The organism is Pseudomonas sp. GL-RE-29 (genome assembly GCF_019947275.1).
GTDB classification, from domain to species: Bacteria; Pseudomonadota; Gammaproteobacteria; order Pseudomonadales; family Pseudomonadaceae; genus Aquipseudomonas; species Aquipseudomonas fluorescens_A.
The window spans coordinates 35660-52302 of sequence record NZ_JAGYGD010000043.1 but is presented as its reverse complement, the minus strand read 5'-3'; the positions used below and the strand labels follow the sequence as shown (position 1 = coordinate 52302).

Annotated in this window: 8 protein-coding genes; 1 reads left to right on the top strand and 7 read right to left on the bottom strand. The window is 58.9% G+C overall.

Annotated features, from left to right (window positions below; translation table 11 throughout):
- Nucleotides 1–226 precede the first annotated feature (226 nt).
- The 4 genes from KGB21_RS26325 to KGB21_RS26310 all read right to left on the bottom strand — a co-directional run bounded on the left by KGB21_RS26325 (nt 227) and on the right by KGB21_RS26310 (nt 4444).
- Nucleotides 227–2443, bottom strand: a complete 2217-nt coding sequence (locus tag KGB21_RS26325; RefSeq protein ID WP_223507167.1) for an autotransporter domain-containing protein — start codon at nt 2441–2443, stop codon at nt 227–229.
- 233 nt (nt 2444–2676) lie between these two features.
- Complete coding sequence (locus KGB21_RS26320) at nt 2677–3348, bottom strand: GNAT family N-acetyltransferase (RefSeq protein WP_223507166.1); 672 nt, start codon at nt 3346–3348, stop codon at nt 2677–2679.
- 17 nt (nt 3349–3365) lie between these two features.
- Nucleotides 3366–3812 carry a GNAT family N-acetyltransferase gene (locus KGB21_RS26315; protein ID WP_223507165.1) on the bottom strand — a complete coding sequence of 149 codons (447 nt, stop codon included), beginning with the start codon at nt 3810–3812 and terminating at the stop codon, nt 3366–3368.
- A gap of 2 nt (nt 3813–3814) precedes the next feature.
- Nucleotides 3815–4444, bottom strand: a complete 630-nt coding sequence (locus tag KGB21_RS26310; RefSeq protein WP_223507164.1) for an FMN-binding negative transcriptional regulator — start codon at nt 4442–4444, stop codon at nt 3815–3817.
- A 92-nt stretch (nt 4445–4536) separates the two neighbouring features.
- On the opposite strand from KGB21_RS26310, the gene KGB21_RS26305 reads away from it, so the two are divergent.
- Entirely contained in the window at nt 4537–6090 is a 1554-nt protein-coding gene (locus KGB21_RS26305) for a PLP-dependent aminotransferase family protein (protein ID WP_034149351.1), read from the top strand.
- 35 nt (nt 6091–6125) lie between these two features.
- Here the strand turns inward: KGB21_RS26305 and KGB21_RS26300 are convergent, their stop codons facing one another.
- From KGB21_RS26300 to KGB21_RS26290, 3 genes are all read right to left on the bottom strand, one after another.
- Nucleotides 6126–10661 (bottom strand): dermonecrotic toxin domain-containing protein, encoded by a 4536-nt coding sequence (locus KGB21_RS26300; RefSeq protein WP_223507163.1) that lies wholly within the window; start codon nt 10659–10661, stop codon nt 6126–6128.
- A gap of 27 nt (nt 10662–10688) precedes the next feature.
- The gene (locus tag KGB21_RS26295) at nt 10689–15269 is read right to left on the bottom strand and encodes a DUF6543 domain-containing protein (RefSeq protein WP_223507162.1); all 4581 of its coding nucleotides are present in this window, start codon (nt 15267–15269) and stop codon (nt 10689–10691) included.
- Between the two features lie 184 nt (nt 15270–15453).
- Nucleotides 15454–16485 (bottom strand): histone deacetylase family protein, encoded by a 1032-nt coding sequence (locus KGB21_RS26290; RefSeq protein WP_034149349.1) that lies wholly within the window; start codon nt 16483–16485, stop codon nt 15454–15456.
- Nucleotides 16486–16643 lie beyond the last annotated feature (158 nt).

Genomic DNA, 16643 nt, shown 5'->3' with positions numbered 1-16643 from the left:
CGATGAATTCCTTATCGGCGCTTCGGGTAGAAAGGGCGGGACGAGAAGTCTCCCACGGTCCGTACTGGCTAGAGTCGGAATCGAGCTTTTAGTCCCGCCCACCCCTTCAAGTCTAAACATACAAGCGAGCTTGCTCGCGATGGCGGTGTTTCATTCGAAAAGAATGCTGAATGTCACTGCGCAATTGCGAGCAGGCATTGCAGCCAGTGAGAGCAGAGTCGGTTGTTCAAAACGCCAGCCGCCACTGACCTATCACACCATGATTGCGACTGTCGGTGCCGAACTCGGCGTTGATGCCAGCGCTCAGGGTATGGCGGGCTGACAGGCTGAGATCGAGACCGGCAGCGAGCGTCAGGCTGTTGCGATCCATTGCTGCGCCTTCGACTTCGAAGCGTTGGCCACCCACGACCAATTGCTGGCGCGTTTCGCTGTTGAGTTCACCGTAGATGTGTTTCACGCTCGCGCTCAAGCGCGGCGTCACATGCATGCCGTTATCCAGCGTGTTTTTCTTCGCCAGGCGTAGGCCGAATGTGCTGCTCATGTAGTCCAGGGTCTCGCCGTAGACTTTCAACGAGGCGGCACCGCCTTTTTCGGTGTAGCTGTCTCGCTGGTAACGCTGGTATCCGAGACCGGCAAACGGTTCGATGCTGACATTGGCGCGCCCCAGGTTGTAACTGACCTCGGCGAAGGCTTGTTGGGTGTTAGCGTCGTAACGACCTTTTGGCCTGTCACTGAATCGATTGAAAGCCACCTGGCGTTTGCTGCTGCCGTCATGGCCGGCGTAGGAGGCGCCCAAGCGCAGGGCGACCGGTCCGTCTTGTCGAACCGCATAAGCGCCCAGGTGCCAGCTGTCGAGATCGCCATCGAATTGCCGGGCATCAAGTCGCGTTTGCGATTTGCCGCCGATCAGCCCCACATGCCAGTGCTCGTCGACGCGCCAATCTGCGCCCAGTACCAGTCCTTGGGTGGCATGTTTCAGGGTGCTGTCGAAGTCACGATCGACTTTGCCTCCATGGCCTAGCGCCTGAAGCCACACTCGGCCGTTGTCGTCACTGCCGCTGGCCAGGCGGGGCGCCTGGTCGGACCTTTGGAGTGAGTTGCTGCGATTATTCAACTGGCGCATGGCCGAGAGCATGCTCACGCTCACTGGATTGACGCTGCTGAAAGTAGCTTTAGCCAGATTGGCATTGTTACTGGCGGCCAATTGTTCGATGGCGTGTGGGGCGGTTTCTTTATTGCTATGCACCAGTGCGCGGACGGCGGGGTTGTCAGTCGCCGCTTTCGCTGTGTCTACGCTACGCGCCAAGGCTTGGCCGTTTGAAGAAGCGGCTAAGTGATCGACTCTCAAAGTGTTGCGCTCAAAAGTAAGTGTCACTGTGGTATCGGTACGCGACAACTTCGGTGTCATGTAGGCAAGGCTGCTGCTGGGCTCTGCGAAATTGCCTTCTATCTTCGCGGCTTGCAAAACCGGGCTCACGGTTCTGTCGGCATAATCGCCCGGGACGGCGGAAACATGAAAACCCGCACCTGCCAAGGTGGCAGTGCCGCTGACAATGACGGGTTTGGAGTTTTCGTCGACGGTCATTCCATAGGAAAAATTCGCCCCGGGTGAGAGCGTCAGGTTGCCCTTGATAACGGGGGAGCCGAGTAACGGGCTGACCACCAGCGCACCGTCCACATGCAGGTTGTTCACGCTGCCATGGCCGCTATAGACCGCATTCGCATCGATGACGGCATCACCCTTGATCGAGCCGTTGTTCAAAAGGTTCGCTCCAGCCTTGACCTCGGCGTGACCCGCGAAATCATGGTGCAGTGTCCAATTACCTCGGGCGATGCGAGCGCGTTTAAAATTCCTGGTTTCGCCAATCTCACCGCCTTCCAAGGCGTTGAGCAGCAAGTTGTTCGTGCCGCCGCCGCCGTCGATCCGCCCATCCCATCGGGCACCCTTGTTGATCACCACCAGGTCGTCCGCTTCACCCAGCTGCAGTGATATTCCGTCAATGTTTTCCAGTGGCGTTGAGAGCAGCTGAGGGTCAGTGGTGTAGGCGTACCGGAATTTGTCGAACGCGTCCTCCTTTACCGGGGCCGCTACCGTTTCAGTCGGTGCGGGCTCGGTGAAAAAGTCAGCGAATTCCTGGGACATTTCCTCAAGCTCGGCAGCGAAGGGATTGGGTGTCGTCGTGGGTGACTGAGGGGGCTGCTCCTCGCCCGGCAATGTTTTGGACGGGACTGAATGTTCAAGTGGGCCGATGAATTCCTTGATGGAAAAAATATCGTTATTGTCGGCTGCCGGCTTAGGAGCTTTTTTGCGCGGCTTGGTGGTTTTTTCTTCAGTGGCGGTCGGGATGGGCGGCTGTTGTGCCTGAGCGATTTCTACGTATCCCAAGGCTAAGGCAATCGCCAAGGCAAGGTGTTTCGGTCGGTATTTGTGTTGAGCGGGCATCGAGTCTGGCCTCTTTTAGCAGGAGGCCAAACTCTAAAAGGACGGGTATGGGTGCCGATGTCAGCTGCTTCCGGCAGCGTTGAGGGGTGTGTCAGATAGTCGTGTGGAAAAAATCCGAATGCTCGAAGAAGACAGTTTCTATCCCTTCGTGCTGATGTTTTTTCTTACAACAAATCGGGAGGCGGCCGTCTATCACAACTTGAATAAACTGTGCATCCGGTGGTTTCAAGGCTTTAGCCACGACACTCCGCCAACGTTTTCACCTGTCCCGACCCCGTCTGATTCTCATCGCTCAACCAACGCTCGAACCCCGCCCCAATCGCCGGCCACTCCGAGTCCAGTATCGAGTACCACGCGGTGTCACGGTTCTGGCCCTTGACCACCATGTGTTGGCGAAACACCCCTTCAAAGCTGAACCCCAAGCGCTCGGCGGCGTACTTGGAACGGGCGTTGCCGTTGTTGCATTTCCACTCCAGGCGTCGGTAACCGAGGTTGAACGATTCTTTGGCCAGCAGGTAAACCGCTTCGGTGCTTTTCGGTGAGCGCTGCATCGGCGCGCCGAAGGTGACGTGGCCGATTTCGATGCGGCCCTGGGCCGGGACTATCGACATCAGGCTGAGGATGCCTTGCACGTCGCCGCTGACGCGATCGATGACGCTGAAGAAATACGGATCGCTATTGGCCGCGTGGTTGTTGAGCCAGTCATCGAAAGCGCTGCGTTCCGGGAAGGGACCGTAAGGCAAATAGTCCCAGAGTTTTGGGTCGGCGCCAGGGCCTTGCAGGGCATTCCACAAGCCGTCGCCATGGCGCGCCGGGTCGAGTTTTTCCAGGCGGATGAAACGCCCTTCGATTGTTTGCACCGAGGGGGCCGGGACGCCTTTCCAGTCCGCGAGTGAAGTCGACATGCTGTTCTCCTTGAACCTTAAATGGCTTTGCGATACTGGATGAAACCGGGGCGTTCGGCGATGCGCTCGTAGAGCTGGATCGCGGTGGCGTTGGTTTCGTGGGTCAACCAGTGAACCTTGCAGCAACCATCGGCCTTGGCCGTGGCGTAGACGAATTCGATCAGCTTGCGGCCAACCCCGGTGCCGCGTGTTTCCGGGGCTACCAGCAGGTCTTGCAGGTAGCAGGAATTCTCGATGCTCCAGTTCGAACGATGGTAGATGAAATGCACCATGCCCACCGCTTTGCCGTCGGCCCAGGCCAGCGCGGCGTGAGTCGGTTCATTCGGGTCAAGCAGGCGTTGCCAGGTGCTTTGGCTGACGGCGTCCGGCAGTTCGGTGTTGTAGAAGCGCAGGTAGGCTTGCCACAGCGGTCGCCACGCGGCGTGGTCGTCGGCAGTGACCTGGCGAATCTCGATCTGACTCATGGTCATTCCTTGGGCATCAATTGGGCGAGGGTTTGGTCATTGACGTCGGGGCTGGCGGCCAGCCCTTTGCGCACGCCGGCGATGTCCGCGGCGCTGCGGTTCTGACTGAGCTTGCGCTTGCCCTCCAGACGGTCGATGGGAATGGCGAAACCGACGATGGCCTTGAGCATGCCGTCAATGTAATCGGCGGGGGCATCGGCCACTGACCACGGTTGGGTGCGGCCCGCTTCATGACGGTCGGTGAGGGTGCTGACGATGTCGAGCAGCCGCCCGCCATCGCTGAAGGTTTCGGCGCGGCCATAGGCGTGTACGGCGACGTAGTTCCAGGTTGGCACGACCTTGCCGTGTTCGGCCTTGCTCGGGTAGAAGCCAGGGCTGACGTAGGCGTCGGGGCCGGCAAAAATCAGCAGGGCTTCGGCGCCGTCGCGCAGGTCTTTCCACTGTGGATTGGCTTTGGCCAGATGCCCGTACAACGTGCCGTTCGAGCCTTGTTCGCAATGCAGCAGCACCGGTACGTGACTGGCTTGCAGGCCGCTTTCGCCGTGGGTCACCAGGATGGCGAGTCGGCTGGCGAGAATCAGTTCATGCAGTTGGGACAACTCGTCGATGGCGAAACCATGTGGCGTGTACATGGAGATATTTTCCTTGGCGAATGACTGCATCCTAGGCAGGCTATTGGTCTGTTGTAAGAGCCATTAATGACCAATTTCATAGGTCCATTGCCATGACCAGCGAACCACTGTCGTTATCGTTCAACCCGGCGGGCATCGAGCTCGACCGCCGCCAGGGGCTCAGTCGTCAGCTCTATCAGGCGTTGCGGGTGCGGGTGCTGGATGGTCGACTGGCCAGTGGTACACGTTTGCCGGCCAGCCGTGATCTGGCAGCGGCCTTGGCGATTTCCCGCAACAGCGTGGTTCGGGCCTACGACCAGCTCTACGCTGAAGGCTTCATCGAGGGACGGGTCGGCGACGGGACATATGTTGCCCAGCTGCCGCAAAGCGCCTTGCCGGTAAAAAAATTATCCACAAAAGTATCCACAGGGTTGTCAACAGGCTTACCCACAGCTTTATCCACAAATTGGCTGGATTTACCTGTGGTTTCATCCAGTAAAGTTATCCACAGCGGCGCGTTGGGGCGGGTAGAAAAGAATCATTTACCGACTCCTCCAAGTGGCCCGCCACGGGCGTTTCGGGTCGGCGTTCCAGCGTTCGATCTGTTTCCCTTCGAGGTCTGGGCCAAGCTGAATGCGGCTTTCTGGCGCAAACCGGATTTGCAGCAGCTGTGTTACGGCGACCCGGCCGGCGACCCGCGCTTGCGCGGGATGATTGCAGCGTACTTGCGCAGTTCTCGGGGCATGCAGTGCACGGCTGAGCAAATAGTGATCACCAGTGGCGCGCAGCAGGGGATTAGCCTTTGTGCACAGTTGCTGGTGGAGCCGGGGGATGGGGTAGCGATCGAGAATCCGGGCTATCGCGCAGCGGGTCATGCGTTCGCTGTCGCAGGGGCGCGTTTGCACGGGGTATCTGTTGATAGCGAAGGCATCGACTGCGGCGAGCTGGCGAAACTCAGTGATTGCCGTCTGACCTATGTCACGCCGTCCCATCAGTACCCGACAGGGGTAGTGATGAGTCTCGCTCGACGTCTGGAGTTGCTGGCCTGGGCCGAGCGCACCCAAGGCTGGATCGTCGAGGATGATTACGATGGCGAGTACCGTTACAGCGGTGCACCGCTGGCGCCATTGGCGGCACTCGATCGCCAGGGTCGGGTGCTGTACGTCGGCACCTTCGGCAAAGTCGCGTTCCCGGCATTGCGCCTGGGATATCTGGTGTTGCCGATGGGTCTGGTGGACGCGTTTTCCCAACGTCGTGCCGTGGATGTGCGCCATTCCGAAGTCAGCACCCAGGCGGTGATGGCCGAGTTCATGGCTACCGGGCATTTCCAGCGGCATATTCGTCGCATGCGGCGTGCGGCGCTGAGTCGGCGTAATACGGTGATGAATGGTTGGCCACTGGATATCCCGGGCGTTGGCCAATTACCCACGGTCGCCTCCGGGCTGCACATGACCGTGCCGGTCGAGAGCGTGGCGCGTGAGCATGAGTTGATCGAGCGGGCGAACAGCGTCGATGTCGAGATCAACGGTTTGAGCAGCTACTGGCTACCGGAATCCACTACGCCGAACGATCAACGCGCCGGGCTGGTGCTGGGCTTCGCCGCCGTTCCCGAAAAGGCGATCGAGGCGGCGTTGGAGCGATTGCGGGCGGTGTGGCGTGTTGGCTGAAGCGGGCGGATTATCAGTCCGCCCGTGTACCTGTATCAGCGTTGTGTTTCGAGTTTCAAAAACAGACTCGGGTCGCCAATCCGGCGCAGTACATAGTCGAGCGGTGACAGGGTCGTCAGTGCCTGACGACGTTCAGCGGTGAGTTGCATAAATTGCTCATCGGCGATTTTCAAGTGCGCAGCCGTGAACTGCTCCGGCGGGGCTTCAGGCGAGTCGTAGTGAAAATGCGCGAGCCACAAAGGCCGGTCTCGGCTCGTGGTGTCGAGCACCTGATACTCCTGAAAGTAGTCCTGGCGTTTTTTGGTCTTGATCCGGCCTTTTGCGTTTCTCACGACACGGACCTGGTTGTTGTCCAGCAGCCACTGCAAATACGCCTGTCGAGGCTGCCGGTCCTTGAGCAGGCTGGCGCGGATATTGATGCCTTGATCGCGTAGCCGGATGGCGGCGTCCCGCAGTTCCGAGCTTAGGTCGCCCACAGGGAGCCGCGTTCCGCCCGTCGCAATTATGCGAGCCAAGGCCTGGTCGACATTGATCGCAGCTTGTTCCAGGCGTCGAGCCTGATTATCGAACAAGTCCTGTATGTCTGCCGGAATACGATTGGGCCTGAAGGCATCACGGCGGGTTCGATCAATGAAACTCTGTACATCCTCGTTCTGGGTCAGGGCATCGGCAATGATATCGATGTCGTCCAAGTGTGCTACTGGCGAGGGCTTTGGCCTGGCAGGAAGGAATTCCTCGAGTGGCGGCTCGCTGGATGTCGAGGGTTTAGCGGGTGCAGGGTCACGGGGGCGGCTCTTGGTGACTTTGCCAACGGGCCGTGAGGGGCCTGCGACAGCGGGTTTGGGCTCGACCGGTGCGACGCTTGCAGCACCCTCGGGCAGCAGCGCACTCAGTTGCTCCTGAGCCAGTTGCCTGAACTCGCCGATCAAGCTGCTGACCCGTGCCAGCTCGGTCGGTTCCACCATGCCGGGGTACTCACCGGGAAGGTCTGCAAAACGCTGATCGGCATCGATGTAGACATCGATCAGCCTGCTCAGACGATCGATGCGCCAAGTGGTGGTCTCGCCGCTCTCCGGGGTTCTGTTTAACGCTGCATGCCGATGGCTGGCAGTTGCGGCCTCGATAATCAACAAACCGACCGCTTCGCGAGCCGGCTCAGTGGCCGCCTCACGCATGCACAGCTCATGGGACAAGCCGATTTCATTGGACTTGAAGTCCCACTGAGTAAACGTTGGAAGCAGATCTCGCAGGCGTTGTGCAGTGGTCATGCCCGCGCTGCCGATGGCGTCGAGGGTTTCCAGGGATGTCTGCGACAGGTTCAACCGAGCGATGATGTCCCGGCTTAATGCCAATGTCTGCTTGACCTCCTTGATGTGTGACTGCAGGGAAGCGGCTGAATCAATGACATTGTCCTTGGCGAGCTTACCGGTGAGCGTTGAGTAGGCGTTGCGTTTGAGGACAAACCACAGGCTGAGATTTTTTTGCAGCAAAGTCGTCATGCGCTGCAGATCAGCGAAGTAGCCGTCACTGCCGCCCTTGAGACGCCATTGCCCGAGCTTTTTCAGGGCGTCGTCGTAATCGCCGATCAGTTGTTCTACCTGGACGAGGTAATTGTGTGTCGCTTCCTCGTGCGCTTGCCCGGTGGCTGCCAACATCTCCTTGTGGACCTTGTCCAACGCCGCATTGCCGGTCGCTTCCTGACTTTTGAACGTGTCCAGCGCTGTGCGCAGCTCTTTCCTTTGATTTTCTTTCTCCTTGCGCTGTGCCTTGAGCTGACTTTGCAGGCTGGTGCCACCCGCACCACCGCGCAGGCGCAATCGAGTGTCGACGAACCAGTGGCCTTGCTGGTTGTGAATCAATAACGGACCGGTCTTCGAGGGCGTTTTCGGGTAAACGATTTGTACCTGCTCGTCATCGTTTTCCATGACGCGGAACCAGCGCTCACCGACCTGTGCGTAGGTCTTTGTGTCGAGGCGATACAGGGTGGCTTTGTCGCGCAGCAGGGTTTCCAGGTCCGTAGACGTGAGATCGGGAGCCGTGACTGTCAGTGTGTTCAAATAAGTTGCCAATGCCGTGTTGGATCGATGGGGCACTGAGCCGTTGACCTCAAGCGAGGAGTAATGGCTGGACGGAAGTTCCCCGGTCAACGTCGCCGTGAGTTGCGTCACTGTTGGCTTCGCAGGCGTCACCGATGGAGTCACTTCGGCCACCGGCAGCCTTTCGTCTTCAAGCCGTATCGACGTTCGATCCCCGGTCTGGCGTCGGGTGGCCGCGTGATGGGCCAGGATCATGCCCAGATTCAGCAGCATATCGGCGACGGTGCTCCATTGAGCGTGAGCATCACCGCGTTTGTGGGCGTCGAGTACTTCCTCGATTTCACTGATGCTTTGCCAGACCCAAACCGCCGCCCCGGCCTGGCCGCAGAGAAAGTTCGCGGCGGAGTTAAACACTGCCCAGCCGCTGTCACGCAGCAAGGCCCAGCGTCGTTCAGCGTCGGACTGGGACTGCCGGTCGGCGAGTTCGGCCATGGCCAGTGCATGGGTCTTGAACAGCACCGGGAAAACGTCGCCGGCCAGTTCAGTGGATGAGAGTTCGACCGGGCCGGCCCAGTCCACGGATGTCCAGGGTTCGGAGAGCAGATGCGCGCCCAGCCACAGACTGGGCAGACCGACGGGAAAGGTGTATTGGGCGTATTTGAACCGGGTGGCCGAGTCGGGCAGCCATGCCAGTACCGAGTCCCGCAGTTCGCCGGGCTGATGCAAGGCATACAGCAGGTTTTGCGGTGAAGGAAATTGCAGCAACGGCTGGTCGAGCAACGGGCGATACAGCAGGCACGGCCCGGCTTCTGGCTGACGCGGAGCGATGATGAACATGTTGGCAACGGTGTCGCCATCGGTTGACCCGGAATGGACGAAAGTCAGGGGGCGGATGACCACGGGTTGCAGGTGAGCGGGTGTCGGCTTGAGCCATTCGCGGATGTAGCGATAACCCAGCTCATCAAAACCGCCGATGCGGCGGATCTTGCATTCCAGCGCAATCAGCGGCAGCAGGGCGCGCATTTGGCTGATGTAAAAATGCTTCTGCAAGGGTGCCTGTACCGGATCATCGATCAGCTTGTCCTTGATCAGTTTGGGATAGCCCTCACCGATGTCGACTTTGCTCGCCATTTTCGTCAGGTACGCCACGTCCAGCCAATCCGGGACCGGGTGTGTTGGGTTGAATTCAAGGGTGGCCAGATAAGGCGCGGAATTTTGCAAGGCGTATTCGCCCAGGGATTCGGTATGGATGTCGTGCGGATTGGGCAGCGTCAAACCACCGGATTCGAAGCTGTTGGTGATGGTGATTTGCAGACTGTCCAGGGGCATATCGGCGGCAGATGCCTTATCGGCATTGATCGCTTCGCGCATGCGGTTCTGGGCATAGGTAGTAATGGGCAGAATGCGGAACAGTTTTTTATCGGTCTGCTTGTACAGCATGCCCAATGCATTAATGGACTGGCTGTACTGATCCAGATCTGCAGCCGAAGCACCAAACAGCCAGTCGGGTATTGAATCATCAAGGCCAGTGAGCACGTTTTTATCTGCGTCACTGGCATGTTCGACCAAGGGCGTGGAGCTGATGCCGTCATCCGTTTCGACGGCGAGGCCTTCGTGTGTGATCAACCTAATTGCGTCGAGCTGACTGGCAATCAGGGCCCACGCCATGTGATCGAAAAAATTACCCTCAGGCTCGAACAGTTGCCATTGCAGGTTCTGGCCGGCCGGTGGCGTTTCAACTCGCTCTGGTAATGAAGCGCCCAATTGCGTCAGGGAAGCGAACGATTCATATCCTTTTTCCACTGTGTACATCATTACCAGGTCACGCTGTTTGTAGCGGCCGATGACCACCGCGGCTCCCCCCATAACCAAGTGTCGGGTTTGGCCTTGGGCATCGACGGAATCAATATCAATCAAGCAGACCTGGATAGCCGAGAGCGAAGGGTCATGGGTTTGCCGCGCCTGTTTGTCGGGATGAAGCGAGATAGCCCGGGCCACCAGACATTGGTCCGCATCCCAACCCTCGACGTTTTGCACATCAAGGGTTTTGCGCAAGGCTGCGGACAGTTCCTGCCAATGCGGCACCTGATGCCGGGTGCTGTTCCAATAGCCCAGTTGTCGTTCCCCGAAGGCCACGAACAGCAAGGGCGAGTAGTCATTGAGCATCTTGGCAATGGCTTCGATGTCGATGTCCAGATGCACCACTGGCGAGGCTTGGGGGTTGAATGTCAGGAAGTGTTCACCTTCCAGAAAGTTGGCGCTGGAAGAGCTGAAGAATTGTCGTACCAGCGCATGGGTCAGCGATTCAAACTGGGCAGGCATGGCCACGAGTTCACCGTCGAGCAGTAGCCATCGAGGTGTGCCGATCATGGTTTGGTCGGGGTCGATATACCGATCTGGATACAGCACTTTCAGTGCCTGGCGCAGCATTTCGGCGGCCACTTCATCGACCGTTGGACCACGACTGGTCTGATGGATGATCTGGCTTTTTTCCAGCAATGCGTGGGTTTCGGAGTTCTCTGATGGTTCAGTCATCGTCATTTTCCTTTTTGACGTCCGGGCTTATGCAAAGAACAGGGAGCGCGCCAGTTGCGGGCTGATCTCGCTGCGATAGATGGCGATTACTTGTGGGTTGGAGGTCGCCGAACGCAGGTCGAATGCGCCGGCTAACCGCCGTTGATCCTGCAGTTTCAAATGGGCTGCCGTGAACGCGTCGACCGGTGCATCCTGGGTGGCGTAATGGAAATGCGCATACCACAACGTCTGTTGAGTACGACGCTCGCGAATTTCGTACTCCTGCAAGTAATCCCGACGCGGGCCCTTGAGGCGACGTCGATCACCGGCAGACACAATGTCGATTTCATCTTTGCTTAGTAGCCATTCGATACGGGCTGCGGTGGGCGGTTGTTGTTTGATCATCTCGACCCGTACCCGGTAGCCCTCGGTGTACAGCCGGTCACGTGCCTTGTTCAGTTCCGCGATCACGGCCGGAGGCTCATCGGTGGTGTTCGCACGGAGCCGGGCTTGCTCCAGGTTCCTGGCGTTTTCGTCGAGCTGGTCGGCTTTCTGTTGGAACAGTTCTTCGATTTCCACCGGGATACGGCCAGGTTTTTTCGCACTCGCCTCGGTTTGATGAATGAAGTTTTCCACACCATCGAGCAGCGTCTGGCCTTGAGCGATTTGCGTGTTGAGGTCGGGTAATTGTGTCGTCGGGCGGCGGCGTCTGGGTTGGATTCGCTCAACCCAGACCCCGGGTGTTTTCTCGTGAAAAGTGGCGATCACGTTGCCGGTCATGGGCGCTTTCACGTCCAGCAGTATCGGTTGCCCGGGAGCCGATGGACGTACTTCGCCAACGACCGTGCCCCTGAAGCGGGTTTTGATCACCCGTTTACGCGATGGCGGCGCGGGCCTTGAGGGACCGGGCCGGGGTTCCACTGGCCGTTGCTCAAGCAGCAACTGCGCCAAGTGTTTTTCGGTTTCCTGTTGGAATTCGCTGACGCGGCTACGTATGTGTTTGAGCGGTTGCTCAAGTACCACATCTTTGTGGCTGAGGCCGAAATCTTCGAATGACTGGTCGATGGCGGCAAACTGTTCGAGCATGCCACTGAGGCCTTCGATATGTTCGCTGGCGATCAGGCGGCCCTCATCCAGCATCAGTTCCTGCGAGGTCTGGATCACCAGATTGGTCGTGTCGAGCAGGTGTACGAATTCACTCTGGGCCAGGTTCAGCGCTGCGGTGTTTCCTTCTTTCAGGCAGACATCACGGGCCAGGGAGACCTGAAGCGCCTTGAGATCGTTGAGGCCGAAAACCGGCAATTTGGCGCGGTAGGTGTTGGCGATTTGCGCGGCACTTTTGCCCAGTCGGGTCAATTCCTGGAAACGCGATTGAGCAAACTCGATTTTGCCAATCATGCTTTCGGCCAGATCGAACATTTTTTGGTAGGTCGCGCGGTCGCCGGCACCTCCGGCAGTTTCTTCCGCTGCAAGCAATACCAGGGTTTCTTTCAGGGTCTGAGTGAAGGTTGGATCGCGCTGATCAAGCCAGGTCTGGTTAAAAAAAAGCTGAGTACCGAGCATTTCGGCCATGGCGGTTCGGTAATGGGGAACGGTATCGAGCAGGTTCAGCGATTTCAGCTGATCGATGGGGGCGGCGTACTCCCGGGTGCGGCGATCGAGCGTCTCCAGAAACTTGGCTTGCTCGGCGAGCAGTGCGTCGTCGCTGACGGATTTCATGGCGTCATGCGCGGCCGTCAGCTCTTTGCGCGCCCGTTCGCGCTCGTTATCGAATTCGGCCAGTTGCTTTTTGAGCTCGGCGATGCGTTCGAGATTTTGCTGTTTCTGAGCCTTGCGGCGACTCGATAAACCGCCGCCGCGCAGGCGCAAGCGTGTGTCGACGAACCACTGGCCCTGTTGATTGCTGATCAACGCCGGGCCGCTGCGCACGGGTTCTTGTCCTGAGTCGATGATCGAAACTTCACCGGTTTCCTCAACAGCCACTTCGAACCAGCGCTCGCCTACAGGGGCGTAATATTTCTGTTCGTGACGATAGAGGTGGCGATAGTGGCCGGTTTCGCCAGTGGGTGGAGTGAGCTGCCTGGGTCGGGTGATCGCAAAGCCATCCAGGGTTTTGCTGAGGCTCAGTGCGGTGTCGGTCTTCAATGACGTTTGGTGCTGCGCAGGATGCTCGCCGACCACATCTGGCTGTTGAACTATGTTCACCGGGGTCGCTGCCGGTTCTTCCTTGATCTCGGTAGCGACGGTTTTGGACGTTTTTTCCTCGATTCTGCGGGCTGTCGAGTTGCGTGTGCTGGCGTGGTGGGCGAGGACCATGGCCAGGGTCAGCAACAGATCGGTCATCGCGGTTTTCTGCTGCTCGCCGTCGCCTGCTTCAGCGGCATCCACAGTTTGTTGCAGATCATCCAGCACCTGCCAGATCCAGGCGGCCGTTCCGACCGTGCGACCGAGGAACGGCAGTGCCGCGTTGAAAATCGTCCATCCTGCGTGCTTGAAGGTCTCCCAGCGATTCTGCGCATTGGACACCGATTGTCGCTGCGCCAGTTCGACCATGGCATTGACGTTGGCCTTGAACAAGGAGGCCAGATAGTCCGTGGCGATGACCCCGGAACCCAAGGAGAGCGCACCGCTCATTTGCAGGGAGGTCAGCGGGTCGGCCAGGAGCTGTGAGAGCGTCCAGACGGAAGGCCGGTCGTCGGTGAACACATAGTTGGCGTAATTGGCGCGTGCGTCGTCCGGCAGCCAGGCGAGTACCGACTGGCGCAAGCTTGGGGAATGCTTGACGGCATAGACCAGGTTGGCCGGTGTCGGGAATTGGCTCAACGGCCGGTCGAGCAATGGCCGGTAGAGCAGACACGGCCCCTTATCCATCTGCCGGGGTCCGATGACGAACATGTTGACCACTTCGTCCGTAGAGCTACCCACGCGCCAGCCGGGCTTGAAGGCCAGCGGGCGAATGACAATCTCCTGGCCATCCACCCGGCGATTGGCGTCGAGTACCTGAACGACGGCCGCGACGTAGCGGTAACCCAATTCGTCGATCCCGCTTTGCGCGCGAATTTTCTGTTGTAAGGCCAGCAACGGCAATTCGACGCGCAGTTGGCTGGTGAACAGGTTCTGACGACGCAGGCTTTCCAGGGGATCGTCGAGCAGTTTGCTTTTGATCAGCTGCGGGTAGGTTTTGCCGATGTCGACACTGACGATCAACGCCTCCAGATAACTCGCTGTCATCCAGGTCGGCAACGCATTGGCGTTGGAACTGCGTACGGACTTGGTCCCCAGCGGCAGGGCAATCAGGTTTTGCAGCGACAGATCCACCAGGCTCAGAATGGTGCGCTGAGACCCCACCGGCGGGGTAAAACTGCCCCAGACCACCACGCTGTCGACCACGATTTCAATTTCGGCCAGGTTCAACTTTTCGGCATCGGCATGCTGCTTGAGCATGGCTTCGCGCAACTTATCCAGGGCAAATTCGCGGATCGGTTTGATGCCGTCCTGAAAAGACTTCTCGGCGTTCTGGCTTTGCACTTGCGCCAGCTCCATCAAATGACGGCTGTAGGCGGTGAGGTCGCTGGGTGAAGCGTTGTCCATCCAGTCCGGCAGGGCTTGTTCGACCCGGTTGAACCGCGAAGGCGCCTGTCTGTCCGTCGGGTCGAGTTCGTTGTCCGTGCGGCTGATGTGCGGTGCCAGGTCGGGATTCGGCGTCGAGGCATTGGCCAACGCGCCAATCGAGTCGGTTTGCAGGGCGATCAGGTTGCACGCCAAATGATCGAAATAATTGCCCTCGGGCTCGATCAGGCGCCAGTGCAAGGCGTTGCCAGGTGTCGACTCATCGACATAGGTCTTCAATGACTCGCCCAGTTCCAGCATTGAGTCGTAGGTCTCGAAACCACGGGTGATCGTGTGACAGAGGATCAGGGTGCGCGGGCCGACGGTGCCGATCAGTACCGCCATATCGAGGATGTTGAGGTGAGTCGAGGCACCTTCCTTCGTGCAATCGAGGTCAATCAGACAGGCACGCGAGCGAAAACGGTCATGAGGTGCGCGGGTGGTTTTCTCCGGGAAGGAGAACAGGTTGCGCGCCATGGCGCACAGATCGTTGCTCCACTGCGGATTCGTCTCGATGTCCCACAGGTCGCGCAGGGACTTGGACAATCCCTGCCAGCGCGGTGTCGAGGCGCGGGTGAACTGGTTCCAGTATTCGACCTGCTGTTCTTGAAACGCGACAAACAGTAAAGGCGCGAGCTCGTTGAGTAGCCTGGCGATGGCGTCGATGCTGACGGGGAATTGCGTGGGTATTGAGTCTTGAGGTTGCAGGGTCAGGTATTGCTCGCCATCGAGGTAGACCACCGGCGTACCCGCTACGCTGTGGCGAACCAGCGCGTCGGTCAGCGATTCGAAGTGGCTCGGCCCGGGGACGACTCGCTGGTCGTGGAAGGTCCAGGTTGGCGTTACCACCATCGCCAGGCGTGGGTCGATTTGTAGCTGCGGGTACAACGCTTTCAGGGCCGGTTGCAGGGCATGGGTGGCGACTTCCCTGATAGAGGGGCCGGCCACCAGTTGGGTCAGCAGGGCCTCCTGATCGCGGGAGAGGCCGGGGTCAGTAGTGGAGTTGGAAGTATCTGTCATGGTCACATCCTTTTGAGGGCAGCAGGCACCGTGGAAGGTTCGGTGCGCGATCCTTTGCAAGGTAGTGACGGGCAGAGCGGCAATGGCGGTAAATAAATATTGCGGGCAAAAAAAGACCTGCGCGAGCGCAGGTCCTGGTGACGGCGTGGAATCAGGTGCCGGACTTGATCATTGATTTAATTCCTCATTGAGCGCTTTCAAAACCTTCAAGAACGTTCACGGCATTGATGCCGATTTCTTCGACCGCGTAACCGCCTTCCATCACGAACAGCGTCGGCACGCCGAGCTTGGCGATGCGCTTGCCCATGGCCAGATAATCCGGGCTGTCGAGCTTGAATTGCGAGATCGGGTCGTCCTTGAAGGTGTCGACGCCGAGGGACACGACGACGATGTCGGCACCGTAGCTTTCTATCTCTTTGCAGGCTTGTTCCAGCGCTGCGCTCCAGGTGTCCCAGCCGCTGCCGGCAGGCAATGGATAGTTGAAGTTGAAGCCTTCACCGGCGCCTTCTCCCAGCTCGTCTTCATAGCCGAGGAAGAACGGAAACTCGGCTTCCGGGTGGCCATGGATCGAGGTGAACAGCACGTCGCTGCGCTCGTAGAAAATCGATTGGGTGCCGTTGCCGTGGTGGTAATCGACGTCGAGGATCGCAACCTTTTTGTGGCCCTGATCGAGGAAGGCCTGGGCGGCGATGGCGGCGTTGTTGAGGTAGCAATAACCGCCCATCAAGTCGCCAGCGGCGTGGTGTCCCGGTGGACGGCACAGGGCGAACGCACTGCGGGCGCCGCGCTGGATTTCCGCTTGGGCGGTCAATGCCACTTGCGCCGCGCTGTACGCCGCTTGCCAGGTGCCGGCGGTGATCGGTGCGCCACCGTCGAAGCTGTAATAGCCGAGTTCGCCGTGCAGGCTGGTGGGTTTGATGCGACGCAGGGTGCGAGCCGGCCACGTGTAAGGCAGCAAGTCACCGTCAGTGTTGAACTCGGTCCAACGGGCCCAGGCACCCTTGAAGAAGTCGAGGTAGTCGCGGCTGTGGATGCGCGCGATTGGCTCCAGGCCGAAATCCTTCGGTGCTTCGACGGGGCCGAGATTCTGCTTTTGCACCCGTGACAACACGTGGTCAGCACGGGATGGCATCTCGAAGCAGGGCTTGAGTTGCCCGTCGATGAGTTCGCAACGACCGTGGTGCAGGTGGTGATCGTCCGAGTAGATCGTCAGCATTTTCTTGTTCTCCGCAGGCGGGTTCGGTTGCACACAGTCTTGCGTCGCGGATGGTTTTGGAGAACGGCAGGAAAGGCCAAAAGGGGATCGATATGGCCAAAACATTTGACCGAAATTCGCCCCTCTCAGAGCACGCATTTGTAGGAGCCGGCTTGCTG

Excerpts from the sequence above, each read along its gene's own strand:
- KGB21_RS26325 (WP_223507167.1), bottom strand. The coding sequence starts at position 2,443 with ATGCCCGCTCAACACAAATACCGACCGAAACACCTTGCCTTGGCGATT.
- KGB21_RS26320 (WP_223507166.1), bottom strand. The coding sequence starts at position 3,348 with ATGTCGACTTCACTCGCGGACTGGAAAGGCGTCCCGGCCCCCTCGGTG.
- KGB21_RS26315 (WP_223507165.1), bottom strand. The coding sequence starts at position 3,812 with ATGAGTCAGATCGAGATTCGCCAGGTCACTGCCGACGACCACGCCGCG.
- KGB21_RS26310 (WP_223507164.1), bottom strand. The coding sequence starts at position 4,444 with ATGTACACGCCACATGGTTTCGCCATCGACGAGTTGTCCCAACTGCAT.
- KGB21_RS26305 (WP_034149351.1), top strand. The coding sequence starts at position 4,537 with ATGACCAGCGAACCACTGTCGTTATCGTTCAACCCGGCGGGCATCGAG.
- KGB21_RS26300 (WP_223507163.1), bottom strand. The coding sequence starts at position 10,661 with ATGACTGAACCATCAGAGAACTCCGAAACCCACGCATTGCTGGAAAAA.
- KGB21_RS26295 (WP_223507162.1), bottom strand. The coding sequence starts at position 15,269 with ATGACAGATACTTCCAACTCCACTACTGACCCCGGCCTCTCCCGCGAT.
- KGB21_RS26290 (WP_034149349.1), bottom strand. The coding sequence starts at position 16,485 with ATGCTGACGATCTACTCGGACGATCACCACCTGCACCACGGTCGTTGC.